This window comes from Rhizobium sp. USDA 4016 (assembly GCF_056279705.1).
This window is the reverse complement of sequence record NZ_JBWCCY010000003.1, coordinates 239,242-265,939: the sequence shown is the minus strand read 5'-3', so window position 1 is coordinate 265,939 and position 26,698 is coordinate 239,242. Positions and strand designations below refer to the sequence as shown.

General features: G+C 56.7%; 25 protein-coding genes, 6 pseudogenes and 1 riboswitch. Of the genes and pseudogenes, 13 read left to right on the top strand and 18 right to left on the bottom strand.

The genetic code is table 11. The annotated features are described in order from the left end of the window. Nucleotides 1-20: 20 nt before the first annotated feature. From ACZ9DP_RS14360 to ACZ9DP_RS14335, 6 genes and pseudogenes are all read right to left on the bottom strand, one after another. Nucleotides 21-1,376, bottom strand: a complete 1,356-nt coding sequence (locus ACZ9DP_RS14360) for a HipA domain-containing protein (RefSeq protein ID WP_476202570.1) — start codon at nt 1,374-1,376, stop codon at nt 21-23. Between the two features lie 3 nt (nt 1,377-1,379). Continuing rightward, nucleotides 1,380-1,946, bottom strand: coding sequence for a helix-turn-helix transcriptional regulator (locus tag ACZ9DP_RS14355; RefSeq protein WP_476202569.1), 567 nt, complete (start codon nt 1,944-1,946; stop codon nt 1,380-1,382). Nucleotides 1,947-2,406: 460 nt separating this feature from the next. Then, nucleotides 2,407-2,903 (bottom strand): annotated as a pseudogene (locus tag ACZ9DP_RS14350) (amidohydrolase family protein); the annotation flags it as partial. Nucleotides 2,904-3,138: 235 nt separating this feature from the next. Next, the gene (locus tag ACZ9DP_RS14345; RefSeq protein ID WP_476202568.1) at nt 3,139-4,407 is read right to left on the bottom strand and encodes a pyridoxal phosphate-dependent decarboxylase family protein; all 1,269 of its coding nucleotides are present in this window, start codon (nt 4,405-4,407) and stop codon (nt 3,139-3,141) included. Continuing rightward, complete coding sequence (locus tag ACZ9DP_RS14340) at nt 4,394-4,687, bottom strand: hypothetical protein (protein ID WP_476202566.1); 294 nt, start codon at nt 4,685-4,687, stop codon at nt 4,394-4,396. Before ACZ9DP_RS14340 ends, ACZ9DP_RS14345 begins: the two co-directional genes overlap by 14 nt. Nucleotides 4,688-5,486: 799 nt before the next feature. Then, nucleotides 5,487-5,873: a hypothetical protein gene (locus ACZ9DP_RS14335; protein WP_476202789.1), complete on the bottom strand. Its 387-nt coding sequence runs from the start codon at nt 5,871-5,873 to the stop codon at nt 5,487-5,489. Between ACZ9DP_RS14335 and ACZ9DP_RS14330 the strand changes: the two are divergent. Further along, nucleotides 5,872-6,516 (top strand): annotated as a pseudogene (locus tag ACZ9DP_RS14330) (5-methyltetrahydropteroyltriglutamate--homocysteine S-methyltransferase); the annotation flags it as partial. The gene ACZ9DP_RS14335 and the pseudogene ACZ9DP_RS14330 overlap by 2 nt on opposite strands. 17 nt (nt 6,517-6,533) lie before the next feature. Here the strand turns inward: ACZ9DP_RS14330 and ACZ9DP_RS14325 are convergent. Beyond that, nucleotides 6,534-6,683, bottom strand: a complete 150-nt coding sequence (locus ACZ9DP_RS14325; RefSeq protein WP_476202565.1) for a hypothetical protein — start codon at nt 6,681-6,683, stop codon at nt 6,534-6,536. On the opposite strand from ACZ9DP_RS14325, the pseudogene ACZ9DP_RS14320 reads away from it, so the two are divergent. From ACZ9DP_RS14320 to ACZ9DP_RS14265, 12 genes and pseudogenes are all read left to right on the top strand, one after another. Beyond that, nucleotides 6,639-6,854 (top strand): annotated as a pseudogene (locus ACZ9DP_RS14320) (hotdog domain-containing protein); the annotation flags it as partial. The gene ACZ9DP_RS14325 and the pseudogene ACZ9DP_RS14320 overlap by 45 nt on opposite strands. Nucleotides 6,855-7,055: 201 nt before the next feature. Further along, nucleotides 7,056-7,280: riboswitch (cobalamin riboswitch) on the top strand. A gap of 263 nt (nt 7,281-7,543) precedes the next feature. Beyond that, nucleotides 7,544-7,765 (top strand): glutaredoxin-like protein NrdH, encoded by a 222-nt coding sequence (gene nrdH, locus ACZ9DP_RS14315; RefSeq protein ID WP_092844521.1) that lies wholly within the window; start codon nt 7,544-7,546, stop codon nt 7,763-7,765. An 11-nt stretch (nt 7,766-7,776) separates the two neighbouring features. After that, nucleotides 7,777-8,190 carry a class Ib ribonucleoside-diphosphate reductase assembly flavoprotein NrdI gene (gene nrdI, locus ACZ9DP_RS14310; protein ID WP_476202774.1) on the top strand — a complete coding sequence of 138 codons (414 nt, stop codon included), beginning with the start codon at nt 7,777-7,779 and terminating at the stop codon, nt 8,188-8,190. After that, on the top strand, nt 8,160-10,328 hold the full coding sequence (gene nrdE, locus ACZ9DP_RS14305; RefSeq protein ID WP_476202563.1) for a class 1b ribonucleoside-diphosphate reductase subunit alpha: 2,169 nt from the start codon (nt 8,160-8,162) through the stop codon (nt 10,326-10,328). The genes nrdI and nrdE overlap by 31 nt, the downstream gene beginning before the upstream one ends. Before the next feature lie 20 nt (nt 10,329-10,348). Continuing rightward, nucleotides 10,349-11,323, top strand: coding sequence for a class 1b ribonucleoside-diphosphate reductase subunit beta (gene nrdF / locus ACZ9DP_RS14300; protein ID WP_476202562.1), 975 nt, complete (start codon nt 10,349-10,351; stop codon nt 11,321-11,323). Nucleotides 11,324-11,568: 245 nt separating this feature from the next. Continuing rightward, nucleotides 11,569-12,402, top strand: a complete 834-nt coding sequence (locus ACZ9DP_RS14295; RefSeq protein ID WP_476202561.1) for a hydroxymethylglutaryl-CoA lyase — start codon at nt 11,569-11,571, stop codon at nt 12,400-12,402. A 184-nt stretch (nt 12,403-12,586) separates the two neighbouring features. Then, a complete protein-coding gene (locus tag ACZ9DP_RS14290; protein WP_476202560.1) occupies nt 12,587-13,300 on the top strand; it encodes an SLC13 family permease in 714 nt (237 codons plus the stop codon). Between the two features lie 198 nt (nt 13,301-13,498). Further along, nucleotides 13,499-13,882: a hypothetical protein gene (locus tag ACZ9DP_RS14285; protein ID WP_476202559.1), complete on the top strand. Its 384-nt coding sequence runs from the start codon at nt 13,499-13,501 to the stop codon at nt 13,880-13,882. A 178-nt stretch (nt 13,883-14,060) separates the two neighbouring features. Next, nucleotides 14,061-14,219 (top strand): helix-turn-helix domain-containing protein, encoded by a 159-nt coding sequence (locus ACZ9DP_RS14280; RefSeq protein WP_476202558.1) that lies wholly within the window; start codon nt 14,061-14,063, stop codon nt 14,217-14,219. Further along, nucleotides 14,216-14,467, top strand: coding sequence for a hypothetical protein (locus tag ACZ9DP_RS14275; protein WP_476202557.1), 252 nt, complete (start codon nt 14,216-14,218; stop codon nt 14,465-14,467). The genes ACZ9DP_RS14280 and ACZ9DP_RS14275 overlap by 4 nt, the downstream gene beginning before the upstream one ends. Before the next feature lie 32 nt (nt 14,468-14,499). Then, nucleotides 14,500-14,760 (top strand): IclR family transcriptional regulator domain-containing protein, encoded by a 261-nt coding sequence (locus ACZ9DP_RS14270; protein ID WP_476202556.1) that lies wholly within the window; start codon nt 14,500-14,502, stop codon nt 14,758-14,760. Between the two features lie 344 nt (nt 14,761-15,104). Next, entirely contained in the window at nt 15,105-15,284 is a 180-nt protein-coding gene (locus tag ACZ9DP_RS14265; RefSeq protein WP_476202555.1) for a hypothetical protein, read from the top strand. Here the strand turns inward: ACZ9DP_RS14265 and ACZ9DP_RS14260 are convergent. The 11 genes and pseudogenes from ACZ9DP_RS14260 to ACZ9DP_RS14210 all read right to left on the bottom strand — a co-directional run. After that, nucleotides 15,281-15,625, bottom strand: a complete 345-nt coding sequence (locus ACZ9DP_RS14260) for a hypothetical protein (protein ID WP_476202553.1) — start codon at nt 15,623-15,625, stop codon at nt 15,281-15,283. The two genes, ACZ9DP_RS14265 and ACZ9DP_RS14260, sit on opposite strands and share 4 nt — an antisense overlap. After that, nucleotides 15,622-16,712 (bottom strand): annotated as a pseudogene (locus ACZ9DP_RS14255) (IS5 family transposase). The gene ACZ9DP_RS14260 and the pseudogene ACZ9DP_RS14255 overlap by 4 nt, the downstream one beginning before the upstream one ends. Before the next feature lie 1,487 nt (nt 16,713-18,199). Beyond that, nucleotides 18,200-19,402, bottom strand: a complete 1,203-nt coding sequence (gene noeE, locus ACZ9DP_RS14250) for a nodulation protein NoeE (protein WP_476202551.1) — start codon at nt 19,400-19,402, stop codon at nt 18,200-18,202. 234 nt (nt 19,403-19,636) lie between these two features. Beyond that, nucleotides 19,637-20,305: a 2-O-methyltransferase NoeI gene (gene noeI / locus ACZ9DP_RS14245; protein WP_476202549.1), complete on the bottom strand. Its 669-nt coding sequence runs from the start codon at nt 20,303-20,305 to the stop codon at nt 19,637-19,639. Nucleotides 20,306-20,557: 252 nt separating this feature from the next. Further along, nucleotides 20,558-22,564, bottom strand: a complete 2,007-nt coding sequence (locus tag ACZ9DP_RS14240) for a carbamoyltransferase family protein (RefSeq protein WP_476202547.1) — start codon at nt 22,562-22,564, stop codon at nt 20,558-20,560. Between the two features lie 81 nt (nt 22,565-22,645). Continuing rightward, complete coding sequence (locus tag ACZ9DP_RS14235; protein WP_476202545.1) at nt 22,646-23,434, bottom strand: ABC transporter permease; 789 nt, start codon at nt 23,432-23,434, stop codon at nt 22,646-22,648. A 3-nt stretch (nt 23,435-23,437) separates the two neighbouring features. Then, nucleotides 23,438-24,376: a nodulation factor ABC transporter ATP-binding protein NodI gene (gene nodI / locus ACZ9DP_RS14230; RefSeq protein WP_476202773.1), complete on the bottom strand. Its 939-nt coding sequence runs from the start codon at nt 24,374-24,376 to the stop codon at nt 23,438-23,440. A 140-nt stretch (nt 24,377-24,516) separates the two neighbouring features. Continuing rightward, nucleotides 24,517-24,822, bottom strand: a pseudogene (locus ACZ9DP_RS14225) (glycosyltransferase family 2 protein); the annotation flags it as partial. A gap of 128 nt (nt 24,823-24,950) precedes the next feature. Then, on the bottom strand, nt 24,951-25,538 hold the full coding sequence (locus tag ACZ9DP_RS14220; protein ID WP_476202543.1) for a polysaccharide deacetylase family protein: 588 nt from the start codon (nt 25,536-25,538) through the stop codon (nt 24,951-24,953). Continuing rightward, entirely contained in the window at nt 25,535-26,122 is a 588-nt protein-coding gene (locus tag ACZ9DP_RS14215) for a NodA family N-acyltransferase (RefSeq protein WP_476202772.1), read from the bottom strand. Before ACZ9DP_RS14215 ends, ACZ9DP_RS14220 begins: the two co-directional genes overlap by 4 nt. Nucleotides 26,123-26,336: 214 nt before the next feature. After that, nucleotides 26,337-26,646: pseudogene (locus ACZ9DP_RS14210) on the bottom strand (coproporphyrinogen III oxidase); the annotation flags it as partial. Nucleotides 26,647-26,698: the final 52 nt, after the last annotated feature.

The window sequence follows — 26,698 nt, the reverse complement described above, 5'->3', positions numbered from 1 at the left end:
ATGTCGCCGTTGTTTGGGGACTACGATCCTAGGAGCCAACCACCGCCTCGGTCTAGGTGGGCATCGCGCTCCCGGATTTGATCCGACACAGGCAGGCCGAAGGCCGTCAACAGCTCGTCGATATTATGTCCGATGAGATCGGCGAAACGCTTCATTCCGTTTCGATCCATCCGACGGAGCTCACCCCCCAACGCGTCGGACACCTGTCCCGTCAGGCCCAACCGCAATCGTCGTTGAGCCCTTTCCGAGACAATCCCGAGGGCGCGGAGAAAGACCGAGAAATCCTCTTCAGTAATCTCCGTGAGCTTGGTTGCCTCGCCAATCGAGTAGGGCAGGAGGTCGGTCAGGTCGGGATCAAGGCGGGTGGGCATCAAGTCGTATCTGGGAGCAACGCGGACCCCACCCCCAGGCTCGTACAAAAGGGCAAAGTTCTTGGCGTGGGCGTCGACGTTTCCCGTCATCAGATCGAATAAGGTCGCCGCAATGAAAGTTTGCTTCTCTGCGGCTGGGTCGTTCGTTGCGTTGAGGACGCTATTGATTGCTTCTGCGTCAAACCGACGGTTATCGGTGCCGCTCCTTTCGTATTTCAAAGAAGGCGGAAGTCCCAATGCCTGGGCGAAGTCCTCCTGATGGATACGAATGACGCGGTTGTCTTGATCAAGACTTCGGTCAAAACGGCGGATAATCAGTGCGCTCACGCCTTCGAAATCCCGGACCGTCGCCTCGGCCGTTTCGAATCCGAGAGTGGCCGATAGACGTAAAGCTTCCAACTCGAGATCGGGATCGTTCGGATGAGCCCGGTCCGGGACTTTGACAATATGCGTTGTCGGAGCCCCGATGCCTGGCAGAGGCTCGGCGAAGGTTCCATCGGGCAAAATTGTCAGCGCTATCTTGCTTTGGACGCCGGCAAGTGGTGAGGGATCTTCTGTTTCATCCGGCAGCCGCTGCCTTCGGTGCAGGGAGTGGACGATTTTTATAAGCTGTGCTTCGTCCAGCCGACGATAGTCGGTCTTAAAGTTACCAGGGACTTTTGCCGCGTGGGATCCAAGAGGAAGCACTGAGAGTGCGCCCGGACAGTCGCGTCCGAGATAAAACAGCAATCCCGCCACGTCGCTCCTGGCGAGCCCCTCGCGATCCATCACCTTTTGAAGAGGCCCGTCCCGCTCTTGGAGGAGATTGTCGAAAAACGGCCGGGCATCATTATCCTCGTATGCCTCTTCTTCCAGCGGAAGTGAAAGTGAGAGCGGAAAGGCATCGGGGGTTTCCAGGTATGTCGAGCTGTAGGCGAAGGCCAGCGCCCCTGCTTCATCTCTGACGAGATTGCCAATGGGGTCATCAAATCCGTCCAGGCGAACGTCGAGTGCAATTATATCCATGGTTTAGCGTTGCCGACCATAGAGGGTAATTCCGGCTCCGAGGGCCACCTTCAAGGCTTTTCCGAATTCGACCGTCGGCTTTCCGTTCTCCAGTTCGGAAATGAAGCGGCGGCCAACGCCGGTCAAATCTGCGAATTCTTGCTGGGAAAGACCCTTTTCATCCCGAGCCTTTTTCACCAGTCGGCCGAAATCCGCAGAAGTCTGGATTTCTTTTGCTGCCTTTATCTGGCTATTCAACTTCAATGTTGCTGCGGCGTCGCCTTGCAGCGGCGGTTCCTTGGGCGCTGGAGAGGGTCGGTTCACACGTAGTCTTGCATCCACGGCCGTTTTGGCTTTGACTTGTGTTGACGAGCCGGTTGTACCAGGCGTTTCTGTTATCGGATCCTGCTCCAAGACGTTTCGTAATCGCGACGCCATGGACGAGATGGAGTTGGACGAGCTTCTGACCGGCGATGGCTCACTCTCTGCCATCTTGTCGCGCAAATCTTTCGCCGCTGGCGATTGCGCAAGAAGTCTGGCGAGAGTGGCTGCATCCTTTCGAGAAGAGGCAGCTATGGGTCGTCTGCTCATCATTTTTGCTCCTGTACGGGAGCATAGCCCAGGCCGGAATGCGATTCAAGTATGGATGTTCCCGAACGGGAGCATTTCGGTCCACTTTGCGTGTTGGCGATCCCGTTCGGGAGCATCTAACAGAACGCGGTGCTCTTTGGGTGGAAATGCACCCGAACGGGAACAAGCGGGGGCGATTCTTTGGGTTCTAGCCCTGCAGTGTCGCTCCTGGTCGGAGGGGGCAGAGGCGTTGGTATCGTATGCCATCAGTTTGGTCCTCTGATCGTTATGGAATGAGAAATTCATACGCCTCGCGCCGGGGCGACCTGGGGCCGAAGGTTCGAGGTAGTAAGGTGAGCCTGCCGGGGTCATAGGACGCCGGCTCGCTTGGGTGTCGAGGTAGCTTGATAACGTTGCCCGCATTGCCGATATTGCCGGAAGGCTGACAGAGCAATGTAACCTCCCATTGCGAGATTTGATCGAAAGCCTTCTGTCCCCCGATCCAAGTCGATCGAATACGAAGCTCTGGCGTCAAAATCACGAAGTCGGCGTCGGCTCCCCGCACGAGCCGCCCCTTGCGCGCGCCAATCCCAAGGCCATCGGCCGGATAGGAAGATGCCATGCGGAGAGACGCCTCGAGTGGCAGCCCAAGGGTTTCGCGCACGAAACGGACAGAGGAAAGCATGTCGATATCGGTGCCGGCGAGCGTGTCGTCGGCAAGCGTCAGCCGACCGCTCTTTCGAAATACCTCACGTCCGTTCAAAATAAAGCGCGCCATGTCAGTGCCGATCGTCGACATTGCGTCTGTCACCACGAACACTCGTCCAGGACCATGCTTGCCGCGAATGGCGATGCCCATTGCCGCAGGATCGAAGTGAGCGATTATCCCGCGTGGAGCGAGCTGATCGCCAAGCGCGCGCCGACCACGCCGGGTTCGCGATGGCCAAGCGCACTCATGGCGTTGAAGAGATGTGTGACGTCGAGCGGGACGAGCTTCATCTCGATGCCGGTCAACCGGATGATCGGGGTGTCGGTGATCTGGTAGACCGAGACGAATCCGATCCCAAGCGGCCGATCTGGGATGCGACATGGACCTTGTTACGGCTGCCCATACGCGAAATCGCATGGAAGTTACCGGATCGATGAACCCCGTCAGGGTCGCGGGTCTAGACGTAACGGGACAATGGGGGCCGCACAGTCGGAAATGAGATCCTCATAGTGTACCCTTGCTGACAATTTCGCGACCTATTGTTTTAATGTGCTCTAAGGCTGCCTGAAGCGTATGCGGCGTAATCTCTGGATTTCCTGACATAAATCGGAGGCAGAATAGCTTGCCTGTTGGCTCACATTTCAACTTTCGAGAGTCGTTCTTCAGCAAGAACCCATGGAAGTAAAATTTGCCTAGTTCGCTCATCCGCGCGTATATAGCCCGATTTAATCTGGAGACTTCGTCTAGCGTGGAAGTCGATCCACCATGCCCAACGTAGACAAATGGAACAGAGTTAATGTCGGGTGTTCCGAGCAGAGTTTGGAACGCACCGTCCGCTTCCACATCATGATAAAATTGCTCGGCTAACGCGCAACGCTGGTCCACTAAGGTAGCCATTCCTTCCAGCCCAAGTTTGTTAATGTGCAAATATAGCTTCAGACTTGAAAAGGACTTGCTCCCAATCCCTGGGGTCAGCTGCCCCAATGACCAAGGGTCGTCCATAACAAGGGTGGAAGAGGTGCAAAACCCGACGAACTCAGAAGTGTCGCGAACTAGAAAGTAGCTGCACGTGTAAGGGACTGAGAGGACTTTATGCGGATCCAGGGAAATCGAATCCGCACGCTCAATTCCTTGAAGGCGACTACGCCGCTCTTTGCTGAACAGCAACTGGCCGCCATGGCACGCATCTACATGGATCCATGCGTCGGGCGCGTGCTCTTTCACCAAATCGATGACGCCATCGATGTTATCAATTGAAAGCGTCCGTGAATCCCCAGCGTTGATTACCACGCAGATAGGATACTCGTCGGTAGCCAAGCAATTGCGTAGAATGCGATCGAGTTCTTGGAGGTCGTATCGGTAGTCCCGTGTAGGCACCGGAAGGATGGCATCAGTACCCAAACCCGATATAGCGACAGCTCCCACCACGGAATAGTGCGTCAGGCCGCCCGGGATCAGAATTCTAACTTTCTTGTCTCGGCGCAACCCATCTTTCGAGACCGTGGGATTGAAACGTTTCCTGGCCATGAGGATGCCATACAGATTGGCCATCGTGCCTCCTGTGACTGCCACTCCTCCTACGTCCAAGACCGACTTCATTTCCGTGGTTTCAGGAAATTGCGCCAATCTACGAAGCCAACAAACGGTCGCCACTTCCACGAAAGTCGCGGCCTTCGCGGCAAACGTCGAGTTGTTCATATTCTGCTGTGCTAGCGCCTCAACCAAAGCGCCCGACAAAGCCGCAACACTGTTGCCGGCATCAGGGAAGCCCATGAAATTCGGCGAGGAAAAATTGAAGGAATTCTCTCAAAACAACCTGAATTTCATCTTCCAGCTCTTCAAAACTGCAGCCTCGGACAGGAGCTTGCCGTACGTACATTCGCTTTAATCGCGCGCTTTCATGAGGACCGTGAACGTACCCAGCCTCGGGGCGCTTTTTGAAAGCAATGCATTGATCGAGCGTTCTGTGAAGCAAATCCGCCCCGGCGACCAGATCGTAGTTCTCTTCGACGGTGCGAACAGATCGCTCGCCTCCGCGGTCAATACCCTCCATGCGTCGTCCTTCCGTAGGGTTTATACAAGTTTGTTTATCCATGCGCCCAAAGCATCAGTTCTCGCAGCCACTGCTTATGTTCCGGAGATGGTTTGTAGCCGAGATGCTCAACCGGGCGACGTCCTTCGACCTGTCCAGTCAAGCATCGAAAGAATTCGTCCTCGTCTCGATAGTCAAAGCCATAGACTTTCGAAATCAACTCGTTTACCGACCTCGCCGCTCTCCTTGCTATATTTTCGTATGCACCTCGACGATCCACGAGTACTACGTGCGGGGTGGTTATGGCGCTCAATACTGCGCGCATTTGGCATAGCTCGGATCGGAGAAAGGACTCTGAGAATTCGACCATCGGAATGACGAAACCGTCACTACGCTTGAAAGCCACCAGATCTAAGGCCTTCTCTATTATACGCTCGGGAAGAACGACCTTATGTTCGAATGGTACATCTTCATGCGTTAGTGGTGGGGCACCTATTTTCTGGTTTATACGTTGCGCAAAGCTCGTGTATGCAGATCTACACTGCGCGCTTACATCGCCAGACACAAAGAATTTAACGTCAATATCTCGCCCACGTTTCCCTATTGCATAGGATCCAAAGATGAGGCCGAATTGGCATTCTTCACGTGTCTGGGCGAACTGCAGCAATTCCTGGGTGATTGCATCGGTGGGAAACTGTCCCTCCGCGCAGGGACGCAGGTTTGTCGAATTAGCGTACATAATCAAGCTCCATCGGCCGCCTCTGGTGCGTAAGGTCGTTGCCCTTGCCCGAGCAATTGCCGTGCCAAGGAGAAAACCATGTCAGAACAACAGGATCAGCCTACAGCGCAGTGTCTCCATCCGACATATTGTCTTAAAGCCGACAACGTGTGTAATCGCTATCATGCAGCTTTGCACATTCCGGGCGGCGCTTCTGGCGCAGCGCGGCTGCTCATGGTGATCCGGGTAGACGCGCCTGCAAGCAGCCGCCTGATGGGCGCGTCTCCAGCATGACCATGCGATGACGTAGGCGAGGGTCATGCGGCGCTGGGCGAGTCCGATGGCGATGCGCCGGACCACCTTGATAGACCAGCAGATCAAATCCTGATGGTGGGCAATCCGCGGTCGTTTTTGGGGCGCCCCGTCATTGGCGCGGTACCGGATCACGGCCGTCATGGCGAAGGCGAGGATCGCGAGCGAGACGTTCATGTTGACCGGTCCAGTGACCATCTTGAACTGGTCGTTCGTTCGCGACGACATTGCCCGCAGCGAGACGTGCCGGCAGATCGCGCTGGCGATTCGTGACGAGGTCACCGACCTGGAGACGGTGGGCGCCAGGATGATCCAGATCGATGAGGCGGCGATGCGCGAGGGTCTCCCGCTCCGGCACAAGGACTGGAAGGCCTATCTCGATTGCGCCGTCGAATGCTTCCGCCTTTGCTCGGGTGGCGTGGCCAACCGGACCCAGATCCATACGCATATGTGCTATTCGGAATTCAACGACATCATCGGCGCCATTGCGGCGATGGATGCCGACGTCATCTCCATCGAGACCTCGCGCTCAAAGATGGAACTGCTCGACGCGTTCCGGAACTACAAATATCCGAACGAGATCGGCCCCGGGGTTTACGACATCCATTCGCCCCGCGTTCCCGACGTGCAGGAAATGACGGACCTGCTGTCTCTCGCACGTCAGCGCCTGGCCGATGACCAGCTCTGGGTCAACCCCGATTGTGGCCTGAAGACCAGGAACTGGGAGGAGGTCCGTCCGGCGCTGGTGAACATGGTCGCTGCGGCCAAAGTACTGCGGCATGGCCTCGCTCGCGACGACAAGCGGGTTGTGAGGGCGTGAAGCGAGAGTTTCCATCGTCAGGGGAGGCGGGGCACGCCTGGTGTTTCCATATGGTGGCCATCCCCGGAGAGGATCATCGTCGCGATTGGAACCTGCCGGCGCTTCCCCACGGGATCGTGGAGATGCACCATGACGATCTGCAGATGGTCGACATGGTTTTTGCCCATCAGTCCAACAGCGTCGGCAAGATGTTCGGCGGCGAAGCGCTTGCCTTTATGACCAAGGACGCCTTCGTGGCCGCCTCCCGTCGTTCGGGCAGGCTGGCGGTTCTGGCATCCTCGCAGCGGATCGACTTCAAGCGGCCGATTGCCGCCAGCGAAATTGTCGAGGCGCAGGCCAAGATCGTGAGGATGGGGCGTTCATCGATAACTGTCGAAGTCGCACTGTGGTCGGAGGACGTACTGTCGAGCGAGCGTCATTTGCGGCGCGCGGCCACTTCTTCATGGTCGCCGTCGATGACCATCGTCGCCCTGTCGCACTCATTCCCGGAAATTCAGCGGCGACCACTCATAGGGATTGACGATATTCAAACCTCGTCTACTATATCTTGTGTACGAGGTTCTTTTGATTCGCAAGGATCGGAAGCTAAGACGGGAATCCGGTGCGTGACGTCCATGATGGGCCGAGCAATGCCGGAGCTGCCCCCGCAACTGTAAGCGGCGAGCATTCGTTCGACAAAGCCACCGAGAGCGTGAGGCCTCGGGAAGGCGAGAACAATGCCGCGACCCGCAAGCCAGGAGACCTGCCTCGATCAAAAACGTCCACGGGCGGGGTGTCCGGATGGCGAACGATGACCCATCGCGGCATAACGGCCGCCATCATCGTTCATCATCGTTTCCCCGAAACTCCCGCTTATCACTTCGGGTGAAGTCTATGTCCATGCGTTCTGATCCGCACCGTCGCGAATGCCGGGCCTATAGCACTGCCCGGCAAGCGATCGTGCCTGCCTTCCTTTCGAATTCCTGTCGCACAGACTCGGCGGATGTCCGAGAAACTCTTTATGTCCATCAAACAGGCGAGGATATCCATGAGCATCACCGTCTACAGCAAGCCTGCCTGCGTCCAGTGCACGGCGACGACCCGCGCGCTTGATCGGCAGGGCATCGACTATACGATCATCGATGTCTCGACCGACTCTGCCGCTTACGAGCTCGTACAGGGTCTCGGCTATCGCCAGGTTCCCGTCGTCGTCGCCGGCGAGCAGCATTGGGCCGGCTTCCGCCCGGACATGATCAGCGCTCTGGCTTGATGGCTGCTGGGATGGGCGGGCTCGTCTATTTTTCCAGCCGCTCGGAAAACACCCATCGCTTTGTGCAGAAGCTGGGCTTGCGAGCGCAGCGCATTCCGATTGGTGGCGAACCCGGCCTTGAGACGGCGAATCCGTTCGTTCTCGTCGTGCCAACTTATAGCGGCGAGGGCGGCAAGAATGCGGTGCCAAAACAGGTGATCCGTTTCCTCAACGAGGCGGCAAACCGCTCAAATCTCCGCGGCGTCATCGCCTCGGGCAACAGCAACTTCGGAGCGACCTTCGGGTTCGCCGGCGACCTCATCTCGCAAAGGTGCGGAGTGCCGTATCTCTACAGGTTCGAGCTCATCGGCACGCAAGAAGATGTCGTCAACGTCAGATATGGATTGGAACGATTTTGGACACGGCAATTCTCGAACGCGCGGTGAAGGCGCCGGACACGAAGGCGGCTGAACCAGCGCTGGACTATCATGCGCTCAATGCGATGCTGAATCTCTACGACGAGGAGGGAAAGATCCAGCTGGACAAGGATCGGCTGGCGACCAAGCAGTACTTCCTTCAGCACGTCAACCAGAACACCGTCTTCTTCCATAATCTGCGGGAGAAGCTGGATTACCTGGTGACCGAAGGTTACTACGAGCAGGGGGTGTTGGATCAGTACTCGTTCAATTTCGTGCGTGATCTCTTCGATCACGCCTATGCGAAGAAGTTCCGGTTTCCGACGTTTCTCGGCGCTTTCAAATATTATACCAGCTATACGCTGAAGACCTTCGACGGAAAGCGCTATCTGGAGCGCTATGAAGACCGTGTCTGCATGGTGGCGCTGGCCCTGGCGCGCGGCAATGAGCAGCTTGCCCATGACTTGGTGGACGAAATCATCTCCGGCCGCTTCCAGCCGGCAACGCCGACCTTCCTCAACGCCGGCAAGAAACAGCGCGGCGAGCTCGTCTCCTGCTTTCTGCTGCGCGTCGAGGACAACATGGAGTCTATCGGCCGCTCGATCAATTCGGCGCTGCAGCTCTCCAAGCGCGGCGGCGGTGTGGCGCTGTCGCTGACCAACATCCGCGAAGCCGGTGCGCCTATCAAGCAGATCGAGAACCAGTCCTCCGGCATCATCCCCGTGATGAAGCTGCTCGAAGACAGCTTCTCCTATGCCAACCAGCTTGGCGCGCGGCAGGGGGCGGGCGCCGTCTACCTCCATGCCCACCATCCGGACATTATGCGCTTCCTCGATACCAAGCGCGAAAATGCCGACGAGAAGATCCGCATCAAGACCCTGTCGCTCGGCGTCGTCATCCCCGACATCGCCTTCGAACTCGCGAAGAACAACGAGGATATGTATCTGTTCTCGCCCTATGACGTGGAGCGGGTCTATGGCGTGCCCTTCACCGAAATTTCGGTCACGGAAAAATATCGCGAGATGGTCGCCGATGGCCGCATCCGCAAGAAGAAGATCAAGGCACGGGACTTCTTCCAGGTGATCGCCGAGATCCAGTTCGAGAGTGGTTATCCCTACCTCATGTTCGAGGACACGGTGAACCGCGCCAACCCGGTCGCCGGCCGCATCACCATGAGCAACCTCTGCTCGGAAATCCTACAGGTGAGCGAGGCGAGCGAATACGGCGACGACCTCTCCTATAAACATATGGGGAAGGATATCTCCTGCAATCTCGGTTCGCTCAATATCGCCGCCGCGATGGACAGCCCCGATTTCGGCAAGACGATCGAGATGTCGATCCGGGCGCTGACGGCCGTTTCCGACATGAGCTATATCTCCTCCGTACCCTCGATCGAAAATGGCAACGACGAAAGCCATGCCATTGGCCTCGGCCAAATGAACCTGCACGGCTATCTTGCCCGCGAACGCATCTTCTATGGCTCCGAGGAAGGCATCGATTTCACCAACATCTATTTCTACACGGTGACCTATCACGCGATCCGTGCCTCGAACCGGCTGGCAATCGAGCGGGGCCAGAGTTTCAAGGGCTTCGAGAACTCGAAATATGCCTCGGGCGAGTATTTTGACAAATATACCGGGCAGGAATGGAAGCCTGCGACCGAGCGCATCGCCGACATCGTCGAGAAGGCCGGTATTGCCATCCCGACGCAGGAAGATTGGCTCGCGTTGAAGCAGTCCGTGATGACTTCAGGTCTCTATAACCAGAACCTGCAGGCCGTGCCGCCGACGGGCTCGATCTCCTACATCAATCACTCGACCTCCTCAATCCATCCGATCGTCTCGAAGATCGAGATCCGCAAGGAAGGCAAGATCGGCCGCGTCTATTACCCGGCCGCCTTCATGACCAACGACAATCTCGACTATTATCAGGATGCCTACGAGATCGGGCCGAAGAAAATCATCGATACCTATGCGGCCGCCACCCAGCATGTCGATCAGGGCCTGTCGCTGACGCTGTTCTTCCGCGACACGGCGACGACCCGCGACATCAACCGGGCGCAAATCCACGCCTGGAAGAAGGGCATCAAGACCATCTACTACATCCGGCTCCGCCAGATGGCGCTCGAAGGCACGCAGGTTCAGGACTGCGTTTCCTGCACGCTCTGAATCTTTGAGGGACGATGACAATGACCATGCAATTCGAGCCGGCAAGCCGCGTTCGCGCCATTAACTGGAACCGCATCGAAGACGATAAGGATCTCGAAGTCTGGAATCGCTTGACCGGCAATTTTTGGCTGCCGGAAAAGGTGCCGTTGTCCAACGACATCCAATCCTGGGCGACGCTGAAGCCGGAGGAGCAGCAGCTCACCATCCGCGTTTTCACGGGTCTGACGCTGCTCGACACGATCCAGAACGGCGTCGGTTCGGTCAAACTGATGGAGGATGCCGTGACGCCGCACGAGGAGGCGGTGCTCTCCAACATCTCCTTCATGGAGGCGGTGCATGCGCGCTCCTACTCGTCGATCTTCTCGACGCTCTGCCTGACGCCCGACGTCGACGATGCCTACCGCTGGTCGGAGGAGAACGAGTTCCTGCAGCGCAAGTCGGTGCTGATCATGGAGCAATACGCCTCCGGCGACCCCTTGAAGAAGAAGGTTGCCAGCGTCTTCCTCGAGACCTTCCTGTTCTATTCGGGCTTCTATCTTCCAATGTACTGGTCGAGCCGTGCCAAACTCACCAACACGGCCGACATGATCCGGCTGATCATCCGCGATGAGGCGGTCCACGGCTATTATGTCGGCTACAAGTTCCAGCGCGGACTGGAGCGGCTTTCCGAAGGGCGCCTGCAGGAAATCAAGGATTTCGCCTTTGATCTGCTGCTCGAACTCTACGACAACGAGGCGAAATATACCGAGGCGCTCTATGACGGCGTCGGGCTGACCGAGGACGTCAAGAAGTTCCTGCACTACAACGCCAACAAGGCACTGATGAACCTCGGCTACGAGGCGCTTTTCCCGGCCGAGGCCTGCAAGGTCAATCCGGCGATCCTGTCTGCGCTATCGCCGAACGCCGACGAGAACCACGACTTCTTTTCCGGTTCCGGCTCTTCCTATGTCATCGGCAAGGCGGTGGCGACCGAAGACGAGGATTGGGATTTCTGATCCACTAACTCCCGATCGGCGTTCTTGACGCTCACCGATCATTCGACATAACTGAGCGCGGCGGTTTCCCAAGGAAGGCTCCGCGGGCATTAATAGGGAACATGGTGCGGGCGCCCGGTCCAACCGCTTCGCGGCCGGACTGACTTCGCCGGTCGATAGTCGCTTGCGCATGTGCGCGCAGAAGAACGCGATCCGGGGGCCTCCACCGACTTGAATTCTGTCCAAGGGAACTGGAGCAGCCTGCTGTGGGAGATAGAAGCCGCAACGTCATAGTCAGCGAAGTCGGACCGCGTGACGGTCTCCAGAGCATCAAGCGCGCCATGCCCACCGCCACAAAGATCGCGTGGATCGGGAAGCTCGCAGAGGCAGGCCTCACGGAAATCGACGTCGGATCCTTTGTATCGTCAAAACTGCTGCCCCAGATGGCGGACTGCGCCGACGTCGTAACGGCTGCCATCGAGATCCCCGATTTGACGGTTCTCGCGCTCGTTCCGAACCTGCGCGGCGCCGAGGCGGCCTTCAATGTCCAGACCCACAAGATCACCATGCCCGTTTCGGCATCGCAGGCCCACAGCAGGGCAAACATCAACAGATCGGTCGAGGAGGCGGTCGCCGACGTCGCATGCGTGTGCGACCCGCGGAAGACGCTGTGCGACGGGTACCGTCCCGGGGTGGAAGTCGGCATCTCGACCGCATTCGGCTGCACGATGGAGGGCGCGATCTCCGAAGTCTGGGTTATCGAGCTGGCTGTCATCCTCGCGGACGCAGGAGTTGATACGGTCGGCCTCTCCGACACGACAGGCTACGGCAATCCGGCCCAGGTCAAACGGCTGTTCACCCGCCTCATCGCCGAACTCGGTGACAAGGCCTGCGGCGCGCATTTCCACAACGTTCGCGGGCAGGGACTCGCGAACGTCGTCGCGGCGCTTGAGGTGGGCGTCACCGCCTTCGCTTCCTCACAGGCGGGTCTGGGCGGCTGGCCCTATGCTCCGGGAGCTACGGGAAACATTGTCACCGAAGACTCGTGTTCATGCTCGAAGCAATGGGTCTCAAGACCGGGATTGACATCGACAAGCTGATCGCGGCGCGTGCGATCATTCTTTCGGGGCTGCCGGGTGAGGCTCTTTACGGCCACGTCCACGACGCAGGCCTGCCCCCAAGGGCTTCCGCTACGCGTAGCGATCGAAGCCCGCAGCACATTTCAGGAGTTTTCCGATCCCGCGTCGGCTGGACCTCAGAAGCGCGATCGTCGAGAGGAGAGATATGCTGACATTTCTTGGTTACGCGATGGTCGCCAGCTTCATGACGCTTATCATGACCAAGCGCATGACGGCTTTGGTTGCCCTCATAGTCGTGCCGATCGTCTTCGGATTTCTTGCAGGAGTTGGCGGAGAGATCGGCGAGATGATGATGGATGGTCTCGTGAAGCACGCGCCGCCGGCCGCGATACTGTTCTTCGAGATCATTTACTTCTGCGTCATGGCCGAGGCAGGGCTGTTCGACACGCTCATCCGTTTCGTGGTGAAAACCGCCAAGGGCGATCCGCTCAAGATCGTCGTCGGCACCGCAATCCTCGGCGCCGTGGTCGCACTCGACGGCGACGGGGCAACGACATACGCGATTTGCATCACTGCTCTGCTTCCCATCTACCAAAGGCTCCGCATCCAGTACATGGCGACGCTCCTGCTGATGTCCATCGGTGTCATGAACATCGTGCCCTGGGGCGGCCCCACAGCGCGGGCCGCCAGTGCCATGCATCTCGATGTCAGCGAGGTCTTCGTGCTGCTGATCCCGGCCATGCTCGTCGGCATTGCCTACATCGTCGTCGCCTCCATTGTGTTCGGCTTGAAGGAGCGCCGCCGAAGCGGACAGATCTGCCACACGGGCGTCGCCGCGATCGAGGAGAGCCTTGGGGAGGTTCCTGAATATAGACGCCCAGGAAGCTGCCCTTCAATGCCGTCCTTACCGCCGGCCTGATCCACGCATTGATCCAGGGTCTACTTCCGCTGCCCATCCTGTTCATGGTGGCGACGGCGTTCGCCCTGTTGATCAACTATCCGGACATCCGATCAGCAGGAGCGCCTGAGCGCACACGCCGACAACGTGCCAGCGGTTGTCTCGCTGATTTGGCGGCGGGCATACTCACCGGAATTCTAAACGGCACGGGCATGCTCGATGCCGTGTCGAACAGCCTTCTGTACGTCAACTCCTGAGTGGCTGGGTCCCTACCTTGCACCGCTCGTCGCGCTGCTGGGCGGTCCCGCCACGTATGTCGTCACGAACGACGCATTCTTTTTCGGCGTTCTTCCAATTCTTGCGAAGACCGCAGCCTCGTACGGGATCACCTCTGCCGAGATGACCCGAGCGTCGCTTGTCGGCCAACCGTTGCACTTGCTGAGCCCGCTAGTCGCCTCGACCTACCTCCTTGTCGCCCTGCTGGACATCAACTACGGAGAGAATCAGCGGGCGTCGATCTTCTGGATAATCGGCCTGATGATGGCCATGCTTCTGGGGGCGCTCGTCTTCGGCGTGATCCCTTTGAGGGGTCCGATCGGATGATGCAAGAACAGGATTGGATCCTAGAGGACGACGATGGCTTCATAGGCTTGATCGGTCCCGTCTACTCGAAGCCTATCATCGATCAAGATATCGGTTCGACAACGAAGCCGGGATTGAACTGCACCCAGCGGAAAGGCTATCTGATTCTGCAGAGCAGAAATCGAGCACGGAGGCGTTGATGCCAGCTGAGAAGGAACAGCGGGTGGAAGCTGTCGAACGCGTACTGACGATTCTCGATGCGTTCGGCGACAACGACCCGCGAATGACATTGAACGAACTTTCACAGAAGACCCGGGTTCTATCCGAGAACGATCCTGAGGCTCGCTGGATCGCTTGAGCGGTTTGGCTATGTACCGGGAAGCCGACGGGCGCTTCCGACTCGGCTCGTCGCTCTATCGGCTTGGAAACCAGTATAAGCCCGCATTCAATCTCGCTGACTACGTCCGGCCCGTCCTCCGCGAGCTGGTGGAGACGAGCCAGGAGACCGCTGCATCCTACATCAAGGATGGCGACCGTCGTATCTGTCTGTTTCGGCATCACGCGACCGCATTTTCCGCCACTACCTCGAAGAGGGGGCATCGTTGACCCTCGATAGAGGAGCAACCGCTAGAATCCTCATGGCATTCTCTGGAAAGGCGGGCGTTTTCTACGACGACATCCGCGAGAAGGGTTACTACATCTCCCTCGGCGAGCGCGATCCTGAGACCGGTGCGATCGGCGTGCCTGTGTTCGGCGTGGGAAATTCCCTCGTAGGGTCATTAGGTCTCACGGTACCGATGCAGCGGTTCACACCTGAGGCGCAGACCGCGCATCTCAAGGTACTTATACAGGCGGCTGCAGAGCTGTCGAAACGACTAGGGGCACAGCGGACCCGTTGAAACCCGTTGCTGCGTCGTCGTGCGAGGAAAGCTTACGAGGCCTTCCTAGGAATGTAATGGGTCATGAATCCTACCTGGCCGCGTATCAGAGGTCGTCAGCAGATAGCTGAGGGCTTCTGAGCTAAGGGTTGGATTGGGTTTGCTGCCGATGAGCGCGCCGGAACCATTACAAGGGATCCGCCTGCACGGACACTGCGGCGCGCTGCCGCATCGTCGACGCTGCGAGTTCCGGGACGGCAAACTCGCGGCGACCGTGAGTCGGTTGCGAGCGGCAAGACCAGTAACGGTCGGCTGACGATTGATACTGCGGGGGGCGCAAAACGCTGAGCAGCGGCCGTCTCCTGATGGACGGCAAGGATCGTCTGTTGAGCTGTCATCGCTGGCTCCCGGGTGCGGAAATTGGTGAATGCAACGACATGAGCACCGGCGAGCGGATTTCCATTGGTATCCTCGACGCGAAGGACAGCGCCATGGCCCGCTTGCGCAGTCCCGTCGCAGATTGTTCGGTACGTGCCGCGACCTAGCAGGCTGTTGAAGAAGTCTCTGGCTTGGCCTTCAGGATGGCCTCGTCGCCATTGTGGTAAGCGAACGCGATCTCGATTGCGCCATCGTCGAGCAATTCGGCATGACCGTCACCCGAGACCTCGTCCATTTCGTCGCATCCGGCCCAAGTGAAGGAGACCATGGACGTGCTGTAGCCGAGTTGGAGGCCCGCTTGCATCGCACCGAAGGCGATTTCGCCATATCCATTGGCTCCGATGGTGATTGTGGCGGGCTCAACCAGGTCGAGATAATCCCGATCCCATAGATCGGCCTCGACGATCCGCCAGCGGCCAATCAGGCGGCAGTTTGAAGCCGCGCTCATGACGACACCGCCATCAGTTTCGGTAACCGCACCAGATCATAGGCGGCGGCCGCGAAGGTGAAGGCCCATCCGACGCGGTCGCGGCCACGGAACTTCGTCTTGTCCTGCCCCGCGACGGTCTTGATCCAGCCGAACGCCTCCTCGATGCGCTTGCGGATGCGCAAGCTGACGCCATAGCCAGAATGGCGCGTCGTGCGCCCGTCAATGGCCGAGCGGCGACCATTGATGTTCTGCGCCACATGGGGCGTCACCTTCATCGACCGCAAATCTTTGACGAAGTCCTTTGTGTCATAGGCCTTGTCGGCACCCAGCGTGATCGCTTGTGTCCGCTCAGTGAAGGGCTCGATCATGTGCAGCGCCGCTACCCGTTCAGCATATCCGCTGGCCTCTGTCAGATAGGCATCGACCAGCAGGCCATGGCGGTTTTCCATCAGCCCGTGCCCCATGAAGCACAGCTTGGCCTCCTTGCCTTTGCCCTTCCTATAAAGTCTTGCATCTGGGTCGGTCGTTGAAGCATGCGTCTCGTTGGAACGCCTTTCGCCATGAAAGTCTGCTTCCACATTCCGACCGCCGCCATCCGATGGTGGTTCGCCCGAGCCGTCCTTCGGCTTGAAGCTCTTCATCGACGCCCAGGCTTCGATCAGCGTGCCATCGACAGAGAAGTGGTCCGTTGACAGCAGCCGCTTTACCTTGGGCTGCGAAAGGATCGCACCCAGGAACTTCGCGGCGATGTCGCCTTCTAGCAACCGGTCGCGGTTCTTCGAAAACACCGAATGGTCCCAAGCTGGATCGTCAATGCCAATGTCCACAAACCAGCGGAACAGAAGGTCGTATTCCAGCCGCTCCATCAAAAGCCGCTCAGAACGGATCGAATAGAAGGCTTGCAAAAGCATGGCGCGCAGAAGCTTCTCAGGCGCAATCGATGGCCGCCCGATCGGTGAATAGAGCGCTGCAAACTCCCGTTCCAGCAAAACGAGCGCGTCGTTCACGATCTGCCGGATTGCCCGCAGCGGATGATCACGACGAACACGATCCTCCAGATCGACATAACTGAGAGTTGACCCGTCCTCACATCGCTGCCGCGCATCCATCAACTCCGAATCTCGACAAAGCCAATGAATCACGACCAAAGTCTTCACGCCAGGGCCTTTTTCAACAGCCTGCTAGAGGCTGCGTCCGGTCAGTAGCGCGCCCAAGCGGGATGAGAAGGTTCAGCTTAATGGCCTTGAAGCGCATACCTTGATATATCGACACCGCGAATGCGTTCCATCAAATCTAACGATTTTACCGTCTTTGCAGAAAAGTGCATAGAAGAATTGAAGGATGCAAGCCCAGGAGGTAACTGCCTATACCATTGATCAAGAAGCGTTTTTGTGGTGCACCTTCTCTTGTGCACCGAACATTTATTTTGACGAGGGTGTCTCGCCGCCCTGTGACCTCAACTTGTCCCATCCGCCTTGAGCGAGGCGGTGATACTCGGTGCAATCCGAGCAGATAGGGGTTCATTCGCGGCTTCCGGATCAGACCGCCCCTTGTGCAAAATGAAGCGATAGTTACCAGAGAGGGATATCTCATGAATCGTAGCACCATTCTGATGCTCGCATGCGCCGCAGCCGTCGGCACATGGCTCTTCTACACGCCAGACGTGCGGGCTGACCCCGTCGACGATCTATGTTACCTTTTTTGCTCTTCGACGGAGAAGCAGGATGATACCGTTGGCAGGTTTTGTTTATCTTTTTGCTCCTCATCTGCCTCCCCCTCGTTCCCAACGAACCCGCAGGACAAAGGCGGAAGCGACGTAGAGGAGGAAAGTCCGACCCGGACCACAAACGCTGCGAGCGGAACGTCGGGAACGCCGTGACAGGAGCAACACAGGTCAAACAGATCGTTTAGGTCTTGGCTCGGCATCCCACCATCAGCCGGTGTCAAAAGGAGCAAACTCGTGAGGCAATAGTCGGGTCAGTCGGGAGCATTCTCCAATGAGGTAATACGCGTCCCACCTTATTTGATGAGGTGGAACGACCCGCTACCGCAGCATCAGAGTGCTAAAACGTGGTCGTTGTCTTGAACGCACAAAGGTAGTTCCGTGAAGCAAGTTACCATTGTCGGATTGGATTTGGTCAAGCAGATTTTTCAGGTGCACGCGCCAAAGGCGATGGCTCCCCGGTCCTGAGCCGCAAGCTGCGCTGCACCGAAGTGCTGCGGTTTTTCGGAAAGCAGCCAGCATGCTTGGTTGTATCGACGCACCTGCGGCAGCGCGCATGATTGGGCACGCGAAATTGCCGCGCTCGGTCACGAGGTGCTTCACCCCGCGGGCCTATGTCCCTTCGTCAAATAATGCTCACCTCTCCATTATTTGACAAAAAGCTTCACGTAACGCGGGACGATCAACTTCACCTCATGGCCATACTTGCATACTTGCTGATCCGACCGATCTTCAAGCAAGCTTCATACGGTGTCGGGTGAGGATAATTGATAAAGAGCAGTTTTCATCCCATGGTATTGCCGGTAGCCATACATAAGCCGTTACATGTCTTACGACCGAAGCAATGTCTCTCATCACTTCTCGGAAGTTCAGGTCACATCGGCGAGCCTCTGCTCAAGGCGCAGAACCTCGCTCCGCAACGTCTCGATGGTAGCATCGCGATTACAGATGGCATCCAGCTGAATTGTTCGTGCTTCCTCCAAAGCCGCGAGCGCCTGTGTCAACTCAGCCATTGTTGAAGCGGATAAGGAGGAGTTTTGTTCGGTTTGTTGACCTTTGCTGTTCGGTTCATAAGCATCAGCAAGGGAGTCGAACGATACTCCGTCCCCGCCACGTCGCAAATTCCACCAGGTTTTAAACACGTGACGGTATCGCTCAGTTACGGCTCTACCCCTATCCACGACCCCAGCCTGCTGTGCCCGCCGAAATGCCTGTTCATAACCAAGTTCCACAAATAGCTCGGCACCGACTAGATCGGTCACTGCTTGCATCTCCTCCGTCGTCAGTTGTGTCTGCCATGCCTCGACTGAGCAGCCATCGACGCCCTGTTTCTCCAGGAGCGTTCGATCCCCGAAGTTACTTAGCTGAAGGTAATCCGTTTGGTCGATTACCCCGGATTTCATGTGCTTTGGGTCGTAGCCAAGTCCAGCGACCAGACGCTGGATCTCCTCATTTGGGTTGGCAACTAAGAGCTCATAGTGGACGACTTGCGTATTGTGGCGATCGCGTTGCGTCGCGAGCGCGGGTAGGCCCAGCACGAAGTCTGCCAGAGCCAAGGCTACAGCAGCGGAAGGAGTTCCGAGTACAAGATCGGCGAGACAGGTTACGCTAGTCGGAGGGCATCTTTCTGAAACGAAAGGTATACCCCAGGTCGATTTCATTGAAGCGGCAACAGCATATGGATTTCGCAGTAGTAAGAGGTGTGGCGCTTCCGGATAAAGGCAATGCAAATAATCGAGCACCATCCAATAGCGCGGAGTTTTGTCGATCAACGTGCGCTTGCCCGCTGCCGCCAAATATTGAGCATAAGCGGCGTCGGCAAAAGCCCTGTTGACGCTCACTTGGTCTATTCTGCCCAAGAACTCACCGACTGCGCCCTGGATTAATGACGCCCCGGCTGGGTGGCGATGGTCCGTTTTTCCAAATGCTTCGAGGGCCAAAATCAGCCACGGCTCAGGCGGAGCTGTGATATCTGGGTGTCGTTGGAGCAAGTGCGCCAGCAATGTTGTTCCCGAGCGCGGGACGCCGATGAGAAAGCAAACGGCCGGAGAATTGCGGACTTCCAGCTTCATGAGTTTGTCCGTTCTGTCTGAAGCGCGCGAACACATACGCGACGCACCTTACTCTGCAAATGATCCACTTTGCGCATCCCTGAGTTTTAACGTGGCGTAAATCTGAAGATCATTCTTCAAAACCACGGAATAAATTTAACCGCCATCCTTGCGGCCTAAGTCGTTCTAATCCTGCGTCTGCTATTTCGCCAACCCGTGACGGAAAGGAACTGCCAGGGGGGTGGATCGGACCGGCTATAGGTTCGTGTTTCTGAGCAAGACATCACCCTCCACTCCTCGATGATACTGAGCCACCATCTGGAAGGAAGGTAAAAGCTCAAAAATCGCGCGTAGGGGAAGCTGCCCTTCATAGAGCTCCTGATTACTATATTCCGTGTATATGTAACGTGTTCTGCTCAGGATCTGTTTGCCGCCGGCGATAACGTCGGCCTCGGCTCCCTGCACATCCATCCAGATCAAATCGATGTTCTCTAATCCTGCTTCGCTGCACCAGTCATCCAGCCTCCTAGTCTCGACGGAAATCGGACGGTCAAACCGAACCCACTCATATTCCGAAAGATGGTTCTTGGGACGACGTATCGAGCCCGAGAGATCCCAGTCCTTAGCACTACCATCACCATTGCTAGGATGAAACTCTACCCTTCCGTTTCGGTCACTGATCGCGATCTCAGATAGCCTCATCTGGTCCAGATAACGACCCATTTTTTCCTTGAAGCGCGCAGCGGCTCTGGGGTCGGGCTCAAAGCAATAGAGCTGGGCGTTCGGAAGAAGGCGCAGAAAGCGTTGCGCATCGCTTCCGTCATTGCACCCGATGTCCAAGATTACAGGGTCAGGTTTATCCAGAAGCGAAACGATTTGTCGATGTACTTTTAACGAAGACGTTGGCACCCTCACAGTCTCCATGAGTTCTCGCAGTGCCCGCTGGATAGGGACTGACAGGCATTCTCTAAGATGCCGAGCTATGTCCATTTGGCATTTCCTCTTGATTTAGTTGCACTCATGACGCGTCGCCGTCCAAACACTATGTGCGCGCCGCATTGTCGGTTATAGGCCTCTTGGTTCACCCGAATGTTCTGTCGTGCGACGAAACCGGCACTGGCTTTACTAGAGGCCACACTAGTCACCCATCACCTAATTGGGGAACGGTTCAGCTGATTAGCCGCCGCACACGGGACGCAAGCATATGCAACGCTGCCCCCAAATCTGGCGCATTTCATTGACGAAAGTTTCATGACTACTTTGATCCGGCGCGATTCCATCCAAAATGTCGCTAACCTGGGCTTCTCCCTCAATCCTTATTAGCTGTTCAAACAATTCCGGTGAAACACGCACGACTTCAAGGCTGGAGGGACCAGCGCGGATCTCACATACAGTCTCTTGCCGATCGAGGGTGGAATAGGCACGCACTTGACGGAGACTTGCGTAAGGCGGTAAGGAAACCGTTAGTTTATTCCAGTCCTCCATCGTTGAGATGCGCTTCTTGACGAGAAATGGCCCGACCACGAGTGCATCCAGGTCGGTTGTCAAAAATGTGGTCACGGCGTCCCTAACCGAGTCCACTATCGGCTCGGCGTTGTTGTTAAAGGACGTGTTGAGCAAAATCGGGACGCCGGTTCGCTTCCCGAAGGCGTTGATTAGCTCCCAATAAGCGGGATTTGTTTCGCGCGACACCGTTTGCAAACGAGCCGTACCATCTACGTGCGTGATGGCGCTGAGCAAACTACGCTTGGATTCGCGTACAGAAACTACAAAATTCATAAAGGGAAATTCCTGCATTATACTCGGCAGATCAAAGAATTCCCTGGCCTCTTCCTCCAATACGGAGGGAGCGAAGGGGCGGTAGCCTTCGCGCTTCTTGACCATCATGTTGATTCTATCCTTGTTTGAGGCCGGCCTCGGGTCAGCAAGGATACTTCGGTTGCCTAGCGCGCGGGGACCAAATTCCGAGCGTCCCTGCACCCAGGCGATCACTGCGCCATTCGCGATCAACTCGGCGGCTTTGCCTGCCACGTCATCACAGCGTTCAATGTCGAGATGTCGGCCCCAAGCAGCAAGTTCCTCCTCCACGGCCCGTTCGCTCCCCAGATCGGGTCCCCAATAGACGCTCTCCAAACGCTCACGAGGTGTCGGCTGCCCCAGATCATTAGAGGTTATCAATGCAGCGCCCAGTGCGCAGCCAGCGTCGTGGGCTGCGGGTTGTACGAAGATGTCCTTAAACATCCCCGAATACAGGAGTTTACCATTCAAAGTGCAGTTGTGAGCGACTCCTCCGGCCAAACACAACCGCTCTATGCCGGTAACCTTAGTGTAATGCCGTAGGACGTGGAACACGATTCGCTCCAGTGCTTCCTGCAAAGAAGCACTCACATCCTTATGCTGCTGTGTGAACGGCATGCCTTTCCGCCGAATTTGAATGTTGCGGAGCAACGTGGGACCGACTCGGTCGAGATAGACCCGATAACCACCATCGTCTAAGAGTTCGTAGAATTGTTCGAAGATCTTGCGATAAGGAGCGGGATTGCCGTAAGGTGCGAGTCCCATGACCTTATATTCATCGAACGCTCCATAACCGAGATAGCGGATCGTCTCCAAGTATAGCAGCCCTAGAGAATCATTCTCCGGAAAAGTCACGAGTGGCTTAATTTCCGTGCCGGAACCTACTGCCAAAAGGCCCGAAAGAAAGTCTCCACCGCCGTCAATTGAGAGGACCAGACTTCGCTCGAATCCAGACATAAAAAACGCGCTAACCGCATGCGACATGTGGTGGCTTACGAAGGAGACACGCGAGGGATCAATTTCGGCACCGAATTCTTGCGCGAGCAGTCCACACAACAACAGCCTTGCATCCATGGGGATTGAGGTGTTTGGGTGAGAGAGGTGCAGGCGCTCAAGCACGGCGTTGCAATACGCCTCAGTCGCATAGTACGCGATGCGGTCGATATCGCTGAGCTGAACACCCGCAGATGCAAGGCAATATTGGATCGAACGACTTGGTAGCTTGTTTGAGTGCTTGATTCGGTTAAGGCGCTCCTCTTCGACAGCCGCTATCACTCGGCCGTCACGAACGAGAACCGCAGCCCCATCGTGCATAAATGTGTTCGGTAGATCGAACGAGTTTTCGTAAATTCTGCTTAGACCGCCACTCAGTCCCAGACACAGCATGTTACTCTCCATTCCGTTTCTAAAGATAGGCCGCTCTCGCCAGACCGGGTTTCGTAGTTCAAAGCTAAGTATTCGCCAGTGTCAGCGCATCAAACGCCGATTAAGCAGCCCTAGCGATATGAAGAATGGGACCACTGCGTAGATGCAAAGCGCGCTAACGTGCAGTCCAACGCTTCCGGCTGTGCGATTTAGCATCGCCGGACGGATCAGCTCGATTGAATGTGACAGCGGCAGCAGATGCGATAGCTGCTGAAACAAGTGGGGCAGCTGGGTGATTGGGAAGACCGCTCCTGAGAGAAATAGCATGGGTGTCAAAAAGAGCGTCTGATAAAAGATGAAGTAGTCGTGGCTTGGAGCAATTGCCGTGACGATCATGGCTAGGCTCGCAAAGGCAAGCCCCGTGAGCGCGATGACCGGCAAGGCAAAGAGAATCGACGACCACGTTGCATAGCCCATTATGGCGGCAACGAGCATGATTGCAGTCCCGGCTAACAAAGCCTTGCTGGCTGCCCATGCCACTTCACCCAAGACGACATCCCCGAGTGTGAGGCGGGTACAAAGGGCTGTTTCCCAAGTTCGTTTTGCACGCATGCGAGCGAAGGTCGCATAGATCGTCTCGAACGTTGCGGAGACCATAGCGCTAGTGGCTACCATGCCAGCCGCTAAAAATGCGACATACGGAATGCCGTCGACAGGGCCCACTAGCGTTCCTAGGCCGAAGCCGAGACCAAACAGAGAACTAACCGGTTCGGCGAGACTGCCGAGAATTGACGCTATGGCGACTTTTTTCCACGCCAAATAATCGCGACGCCACAAAGAAATCCAATTCCAAGCATTTGCGGGCAGAACCGCCGCGTAACGTATCCACATCGCTCAGTCCTTTATCTCCCGTCCCGTCAGCCGCAAGAAAACATCTTCGAGATTTGCTGGTCGCTGCAAAAGGCGTAGACCAGTTTGTCCTTGCAGCTGAGAGCGCACCTGCTCCGGCTCCGAGGCATAGCAAAACAGAGTCTCGCCGCTAACCTCCATACGTCGCACATGCGGCCTGAGTAACGAACTCAGTTCACGGGGGTTGCCGCCATAGATCTCAATCACGTCGCACCCGATGTGCTCGTCAATCAGCGAGTGAGGGCGGCCCTCTGCAATTTTGCGTCCGTTCTCGAGCACGCACAACCGGTTGCATAGCCGCTCCGCTTCTTCCATGAAGTGGGTGGTCAGTAGAATCGTCTTGCCCTGCGCCAACAGGGCACGCAGCCGTTCCCAGATAAGATGGCGGGCATGTGGGTCCAAGCCGGTAGTAGGCTCATCTAGTATCAGGAGCTGCGGGTCGTTGATAAGCGCACACGCGAGCGTCAGCCGGCGCTTCATACCTCCCGATAGGTCCGAGACGCGAACATCGGCCTTGTTCTCGAGCCGCGCAAACTTGAGAAGCGCTGGGATAGCGGCTTCAAGCTGGCGAGTGCGAAAGCCAAAGTAGCGGCCGAACACCAGTAGGTTCTCGCGTGCCGTAAACTCACTGTCCAGCGCATCGAATTGCGGGACCACGCCGATGCGGCTACGCGCAAGGCGGGCGCGAGAAGGCACAGGCTCCCCAAGCACCCTGATCGTGCCCTCATCAAACGGTGCAATGCCGAGAATCAGACGCGAAATTGTGCTTTTGCCCGCACCATTCGGACCGAGCAGGCCGTAGCACTCTCCTGTCGTAACGGTGAATGACAGCTGGTTGATAACAGTTTTGTCGTCGTAGGACTTCTTTACGTCGGTCATCTCGATTGCAACATCTGTATAGCGGAGCAAATCGTTCCCATTGATACGTCGGTTTTGTTCCGGCCTGATGGGGTTGCTCTCAAGGTGAGACAGATGGCCTTCGGGGCGGAATCGATTGAATAGTTGCAATTTCTCGTCCTGCCTTAAGTTCATGACCTTTGTGCGTAGCCGTTAAAGCTTCCCGGCACCCAGCATCGAACCATGGTCAGAGATGCAATCATCAGGATCGTCGACCAGGGCATAGTGCCTGTCATCACGATCTGTGATAGCCCCGTCAGCACTGAAAAGGCGAGGAGCAACGGGCCAAGATTCTGCCCGATCACGTCCAGCGTAAGACAACGATCGAGGCCAGGCAACAGACGGAGTGCAAGCAATGTGTCGCGGAACGTGCTCCGTGCCCAGCGTAGTCGTTGGCGCAAATACGCCCTCATCGTCTCCGGAACGACCGTTGCCGCGATGGCCGACGGGACGTACTCGATCCTAATGCCTGCACCCGAGGTGACGTTTGTTGGTAGAGCATAAATGGCTTGCATACTTTTGCAGGCAGCCAACAATGCTGCGTACAAAGAGATAGCCACGGCGCCGGTCCTGCCAAGCAGATCCATGAGAAAACCGTCCGTTAATGATCCGAAGGAAGGGAGCGGATTGTAAACCCGCGATCATGCAAAGTCGGGATCATGTGGGTCAACGCCGCTGCCGCCTGCTCACGCAGAGTGATGCTGGTAGTGGGCTCCGACTCATTAGGAGGGGACCAATCATGCAGTAAAATAGTCGCACCAGTCCAGTGGACCGGCGCCAACCCGGCGCTCGCCGATATCTGTAACACGTCCTCGCTCCAGATCCCGTAAGGCGCGCGTATATGCCGTACCGAGGCTTCAGGGCAGGCCTGCGCAATGGTCCTGCTTGTCTGGAGTATCTGATGTTCAACGTCCAGGCGACCGCAGGTTGATAGGTCCGGGTGGGTCATCGTGTGGTTGGCCACGAGGTGCCCTTTCGCAACAATTCGCCGGATGAGCTCCGGATGGTCCTGCGCGTAGGCAGCGATCACGAAGAAAGTTGCCGGAACCCGGTGTTTGGCCCGCACCTCGAGGATCTCGGGGGTGAAAGCGCGATCGGGACCGTCGTCGAAGGTAAGATAGACGCTCCGATCATCGGTGCTGCCGGCGTCGCTTCTGCGCACTTCAGTTATGTAGTTAAGCTCTTTCATAGCTCAGGACCATTCCGCTCGATTAATGTCCCGGATGGCCATTCGCTCATGGAGCGTCCTATCGGAAAAACTACAAGAAGTACGTCTTCAGAGCGCGTGGGGGGTAGGTTGAGATAGACATCTGGAAGGGTGGACCGCACGCGAACCCCTTCCATAACAGTCACAAGGCCATTTCGGCAGAGCCTGACAACGAGCTTATGCAACGCCTGCCGAACGCCGCCAAACGCGAACGGAACACCAAGTTGTTGAAGCACTGGGTAGATGACGCGCAAAGAATTAATTCCGAGCCCCTCAAGATCTGGGCGCACGCCCCACAATCCCAGCTCCGCTACGAGTAGATCGACCTCGCCCACCCTAATGAAACGACGCAACAGCCCCATGTGAGCTGCCACACCGCGCGCATCGTAGCCTATCATCCGCAGCTCAGGTCTAGCTCCTGCCCAACTGCGAGCACCTTCAAAAGGTTTCGCATTGTAAGCTCCGGTTGGCCCATAGGTCATCCGAAAGAACTTTGCGAGCTCTGTGTGGTCGGAGAGCTCCAGCTCGTTTTCCCAGCACAGTTTCCACCGCACTTGAGGACCCATTTTAGAACTCCACATTACCGCTCTATATATAGCGCTAACCAAGTAATACTTGATCATTGTCTTCTTCAGCGTCTTCTACTGGCAATAGTGTGGATCAGTGAAATCGATTGTTTGGATGGAATTCATCCGTAAAATGGATAGTTTGATCCAACAGGGCAGCGAGCTGAACCATCGCCGGCACAAAGTCGTGGGCGGGAGGTATCGTTCCGCACGAGGACGAAGTTCGTGTCAACGGATGGACGTAACCTTCGCCGTGACGGGCTATAGCCGGTCCGCCAAGTCCAATTAGGTTTTGACAGGTATCTGCCGAAGTAGGCCAAGGAATTACGCCGCAGACGACCCTGCATTTGAGCCAGCGCGAGATCGTCGTTCGGCAAGGCGCGATGGTCGAATCCGATCTGGCGGTAGCCAGCGGCAACCAACGTACCGGCCACGGCCACGGCTTGTTCAGAGCGGGCAGTTATGTCCGGGAGTGCTGCCTCCTCGATCAGGCGCTGATTCCTTCTATAAGATGGAACGTAAGCGCGACAAGCACATACTCAAACCTTGACTCGTTCCGAATACCAAGCCGTAAAT

What these genes read in the sequence shown, in the direction of transcription:
- ACZ9DP_RS14360 (WP_476202570.1), bottom strand. Translation starts at nt 1,376, where the DNA reads ATGGATATAATTGCACTCGACGTTCGCCTGGACGGATTTGATGACCCC.
- ACZ9DP_RS14355 (WP_476202569.1), bottom strand. Translation starts at nt 1,946, where the DNA reads ATGAGCAGACGACCCATAGCTGCCTCTTCTCGAAAGGATGCAGCCACT.
- ACZ9DP_RS14345 (WP_476202568.1), bottom strand. Translation starts at nt 4,407, where the DNA reads ATGGGCTTCCCTGATGCCGGCAACAGTGTTGCGGCTTTGTCGGGCGCT.
- ACZ9DP_RS14340 (WP_476202566.1), bottom strand. Translation starts at nt 4,687, where the DNA reads ATGGAGGGTATTGACCGCGGAGGCGAGCGATCTGTTCGCACCGTCGAA.
- ACZ9DP_RS14335 (WP_476202789.1), bottom strand. Translation starts at nt 5,873, where the DNA reads ATGAACGTCTCGCTCGCGATCCTCGCCTTCGCCATGACGGCCGTGATC.
- ACZ9DP_RS14325 (WP_476202565.1), bottom strand. Translation starts at nt 6,683, where the DNA reads ATGGGCAAAAACCATGTCGACCATCTGCAGATCGTCATGGTGCATCTC.
- nrdH (WP_092844521.1), top strand. Translation starts at nt 7,544, where the DNA reads ATGAGCATCACCGTCTACAGCAAGCCTGCCTGCGTCCAGTGCACGGCG.
- nrdI (WP_476202774.1), top strand. Translation starts at nt 7,777, where the DNA reads ATGGGCGGGCTCGTCTATTTTTCCAGCCGCTCGGAAAACACCCATCGC.
- nrdF (WP_476202562.1), top strand. Translation starts at nt 10,349, where the DNA reads ATGACCATGCAATTCGAGCCGGCAAGCCGCGTTCGCGCCATTAACTGG.
- ACZ9DP_RS14290 (WP_476202560.1), top strand. Translation starts at nt 12,587, where the DNA reads ATGCTGACATTTCTTGGTTACGCGATGGTCGCCAGCTTCATGACGCTT.
- ACZ9DP_RS14285 (WP_476202559.1), top strand. Translation starts at nt 13,499, where the DNA reads ATGCCGTGTCGAACAGCCTTCTGTACGTCAACTCCTGAGTGGCTGGGT.
- ACZ9DP_RS14280 (WP_476202558.1), top strand. Translation starts at nt 14,061, where the DNA reads ATGCCAGCTGAGAAGGAACAGCGGGTGGAAGCTGTCGAACGCGTACTG.
- ACZ9DP_RS14270 (WP_476202556.1), top strand. Translation starts at nt 14,500, where the DNA reads ATGGCATTCTCTGGAAAGGCGGGCGTTTTCTACGACGACATCCGCGAG.
- ACZ9DP_RS14265 (WP_476202555.1), top strand. Translation starts at nt 15,105, where the DNA reads ATGGACGGCAAGGATCGTCTGTTGAGCTGTCATCGCTGGCTCCCGGGT.
- ACZ9DP_RS14260 (WP_476202553.1), bottom strand. Translation starts at nt 15,625, where the DNA reads ATGAGCGCGGCTTCAAACTGCCGCCTGATTGGCCGCTGGCGGATCGTC.
- noeE (WP_476202551.1), bottom strand. Translation starts at nt 19,402, where the DNA reads ATGAAGCTGGAAGTCCGCAATTCTCCGGCCGTTTGCTTTCTCATCGGC.
- noeI (WP_476202549.1), bottom strand. Translation starts at nt 20,305, where the DNA reads ATGGAGACTGTGAGGGTGCCAACGTCTTCGTTAAAAGTACATCGACAA.
- ACZ9DP_RS14240 (WP_476202547.1), bottom strand. Translation starts at nt 22,564, where the DNA reads ATGCTGTGTCTGGGACTGAGTGGCGGTCTAAGCAGAATTTACGAAAAC.
- ACZ9DP_RS14235 (WP_476202545.1), bottom strand. Translation starts at nt 23,434, where the DNA reads ATGTGGATACGTTACGCGGCGGTTCTGCCCGCAAATGCTTGGAATTGG.
- ACZ9DP_RS14220 (WP_476202543.1), bottom strand. Translation starts at nt 25,538, where the DNA reads ATGAAAGAGCTTAACTACATAACTGAAGTGCGCAGAAGCGACGCCGGC.
- ACZ9DP_RS14215 (WP_476202772.1), bottom strand. Translation starts at nt 26,122, where the DNA reads ATGGGTCCTCAAGTGCGGTGGAAACTGTGCTGGGAAAACGAGCTGGAG.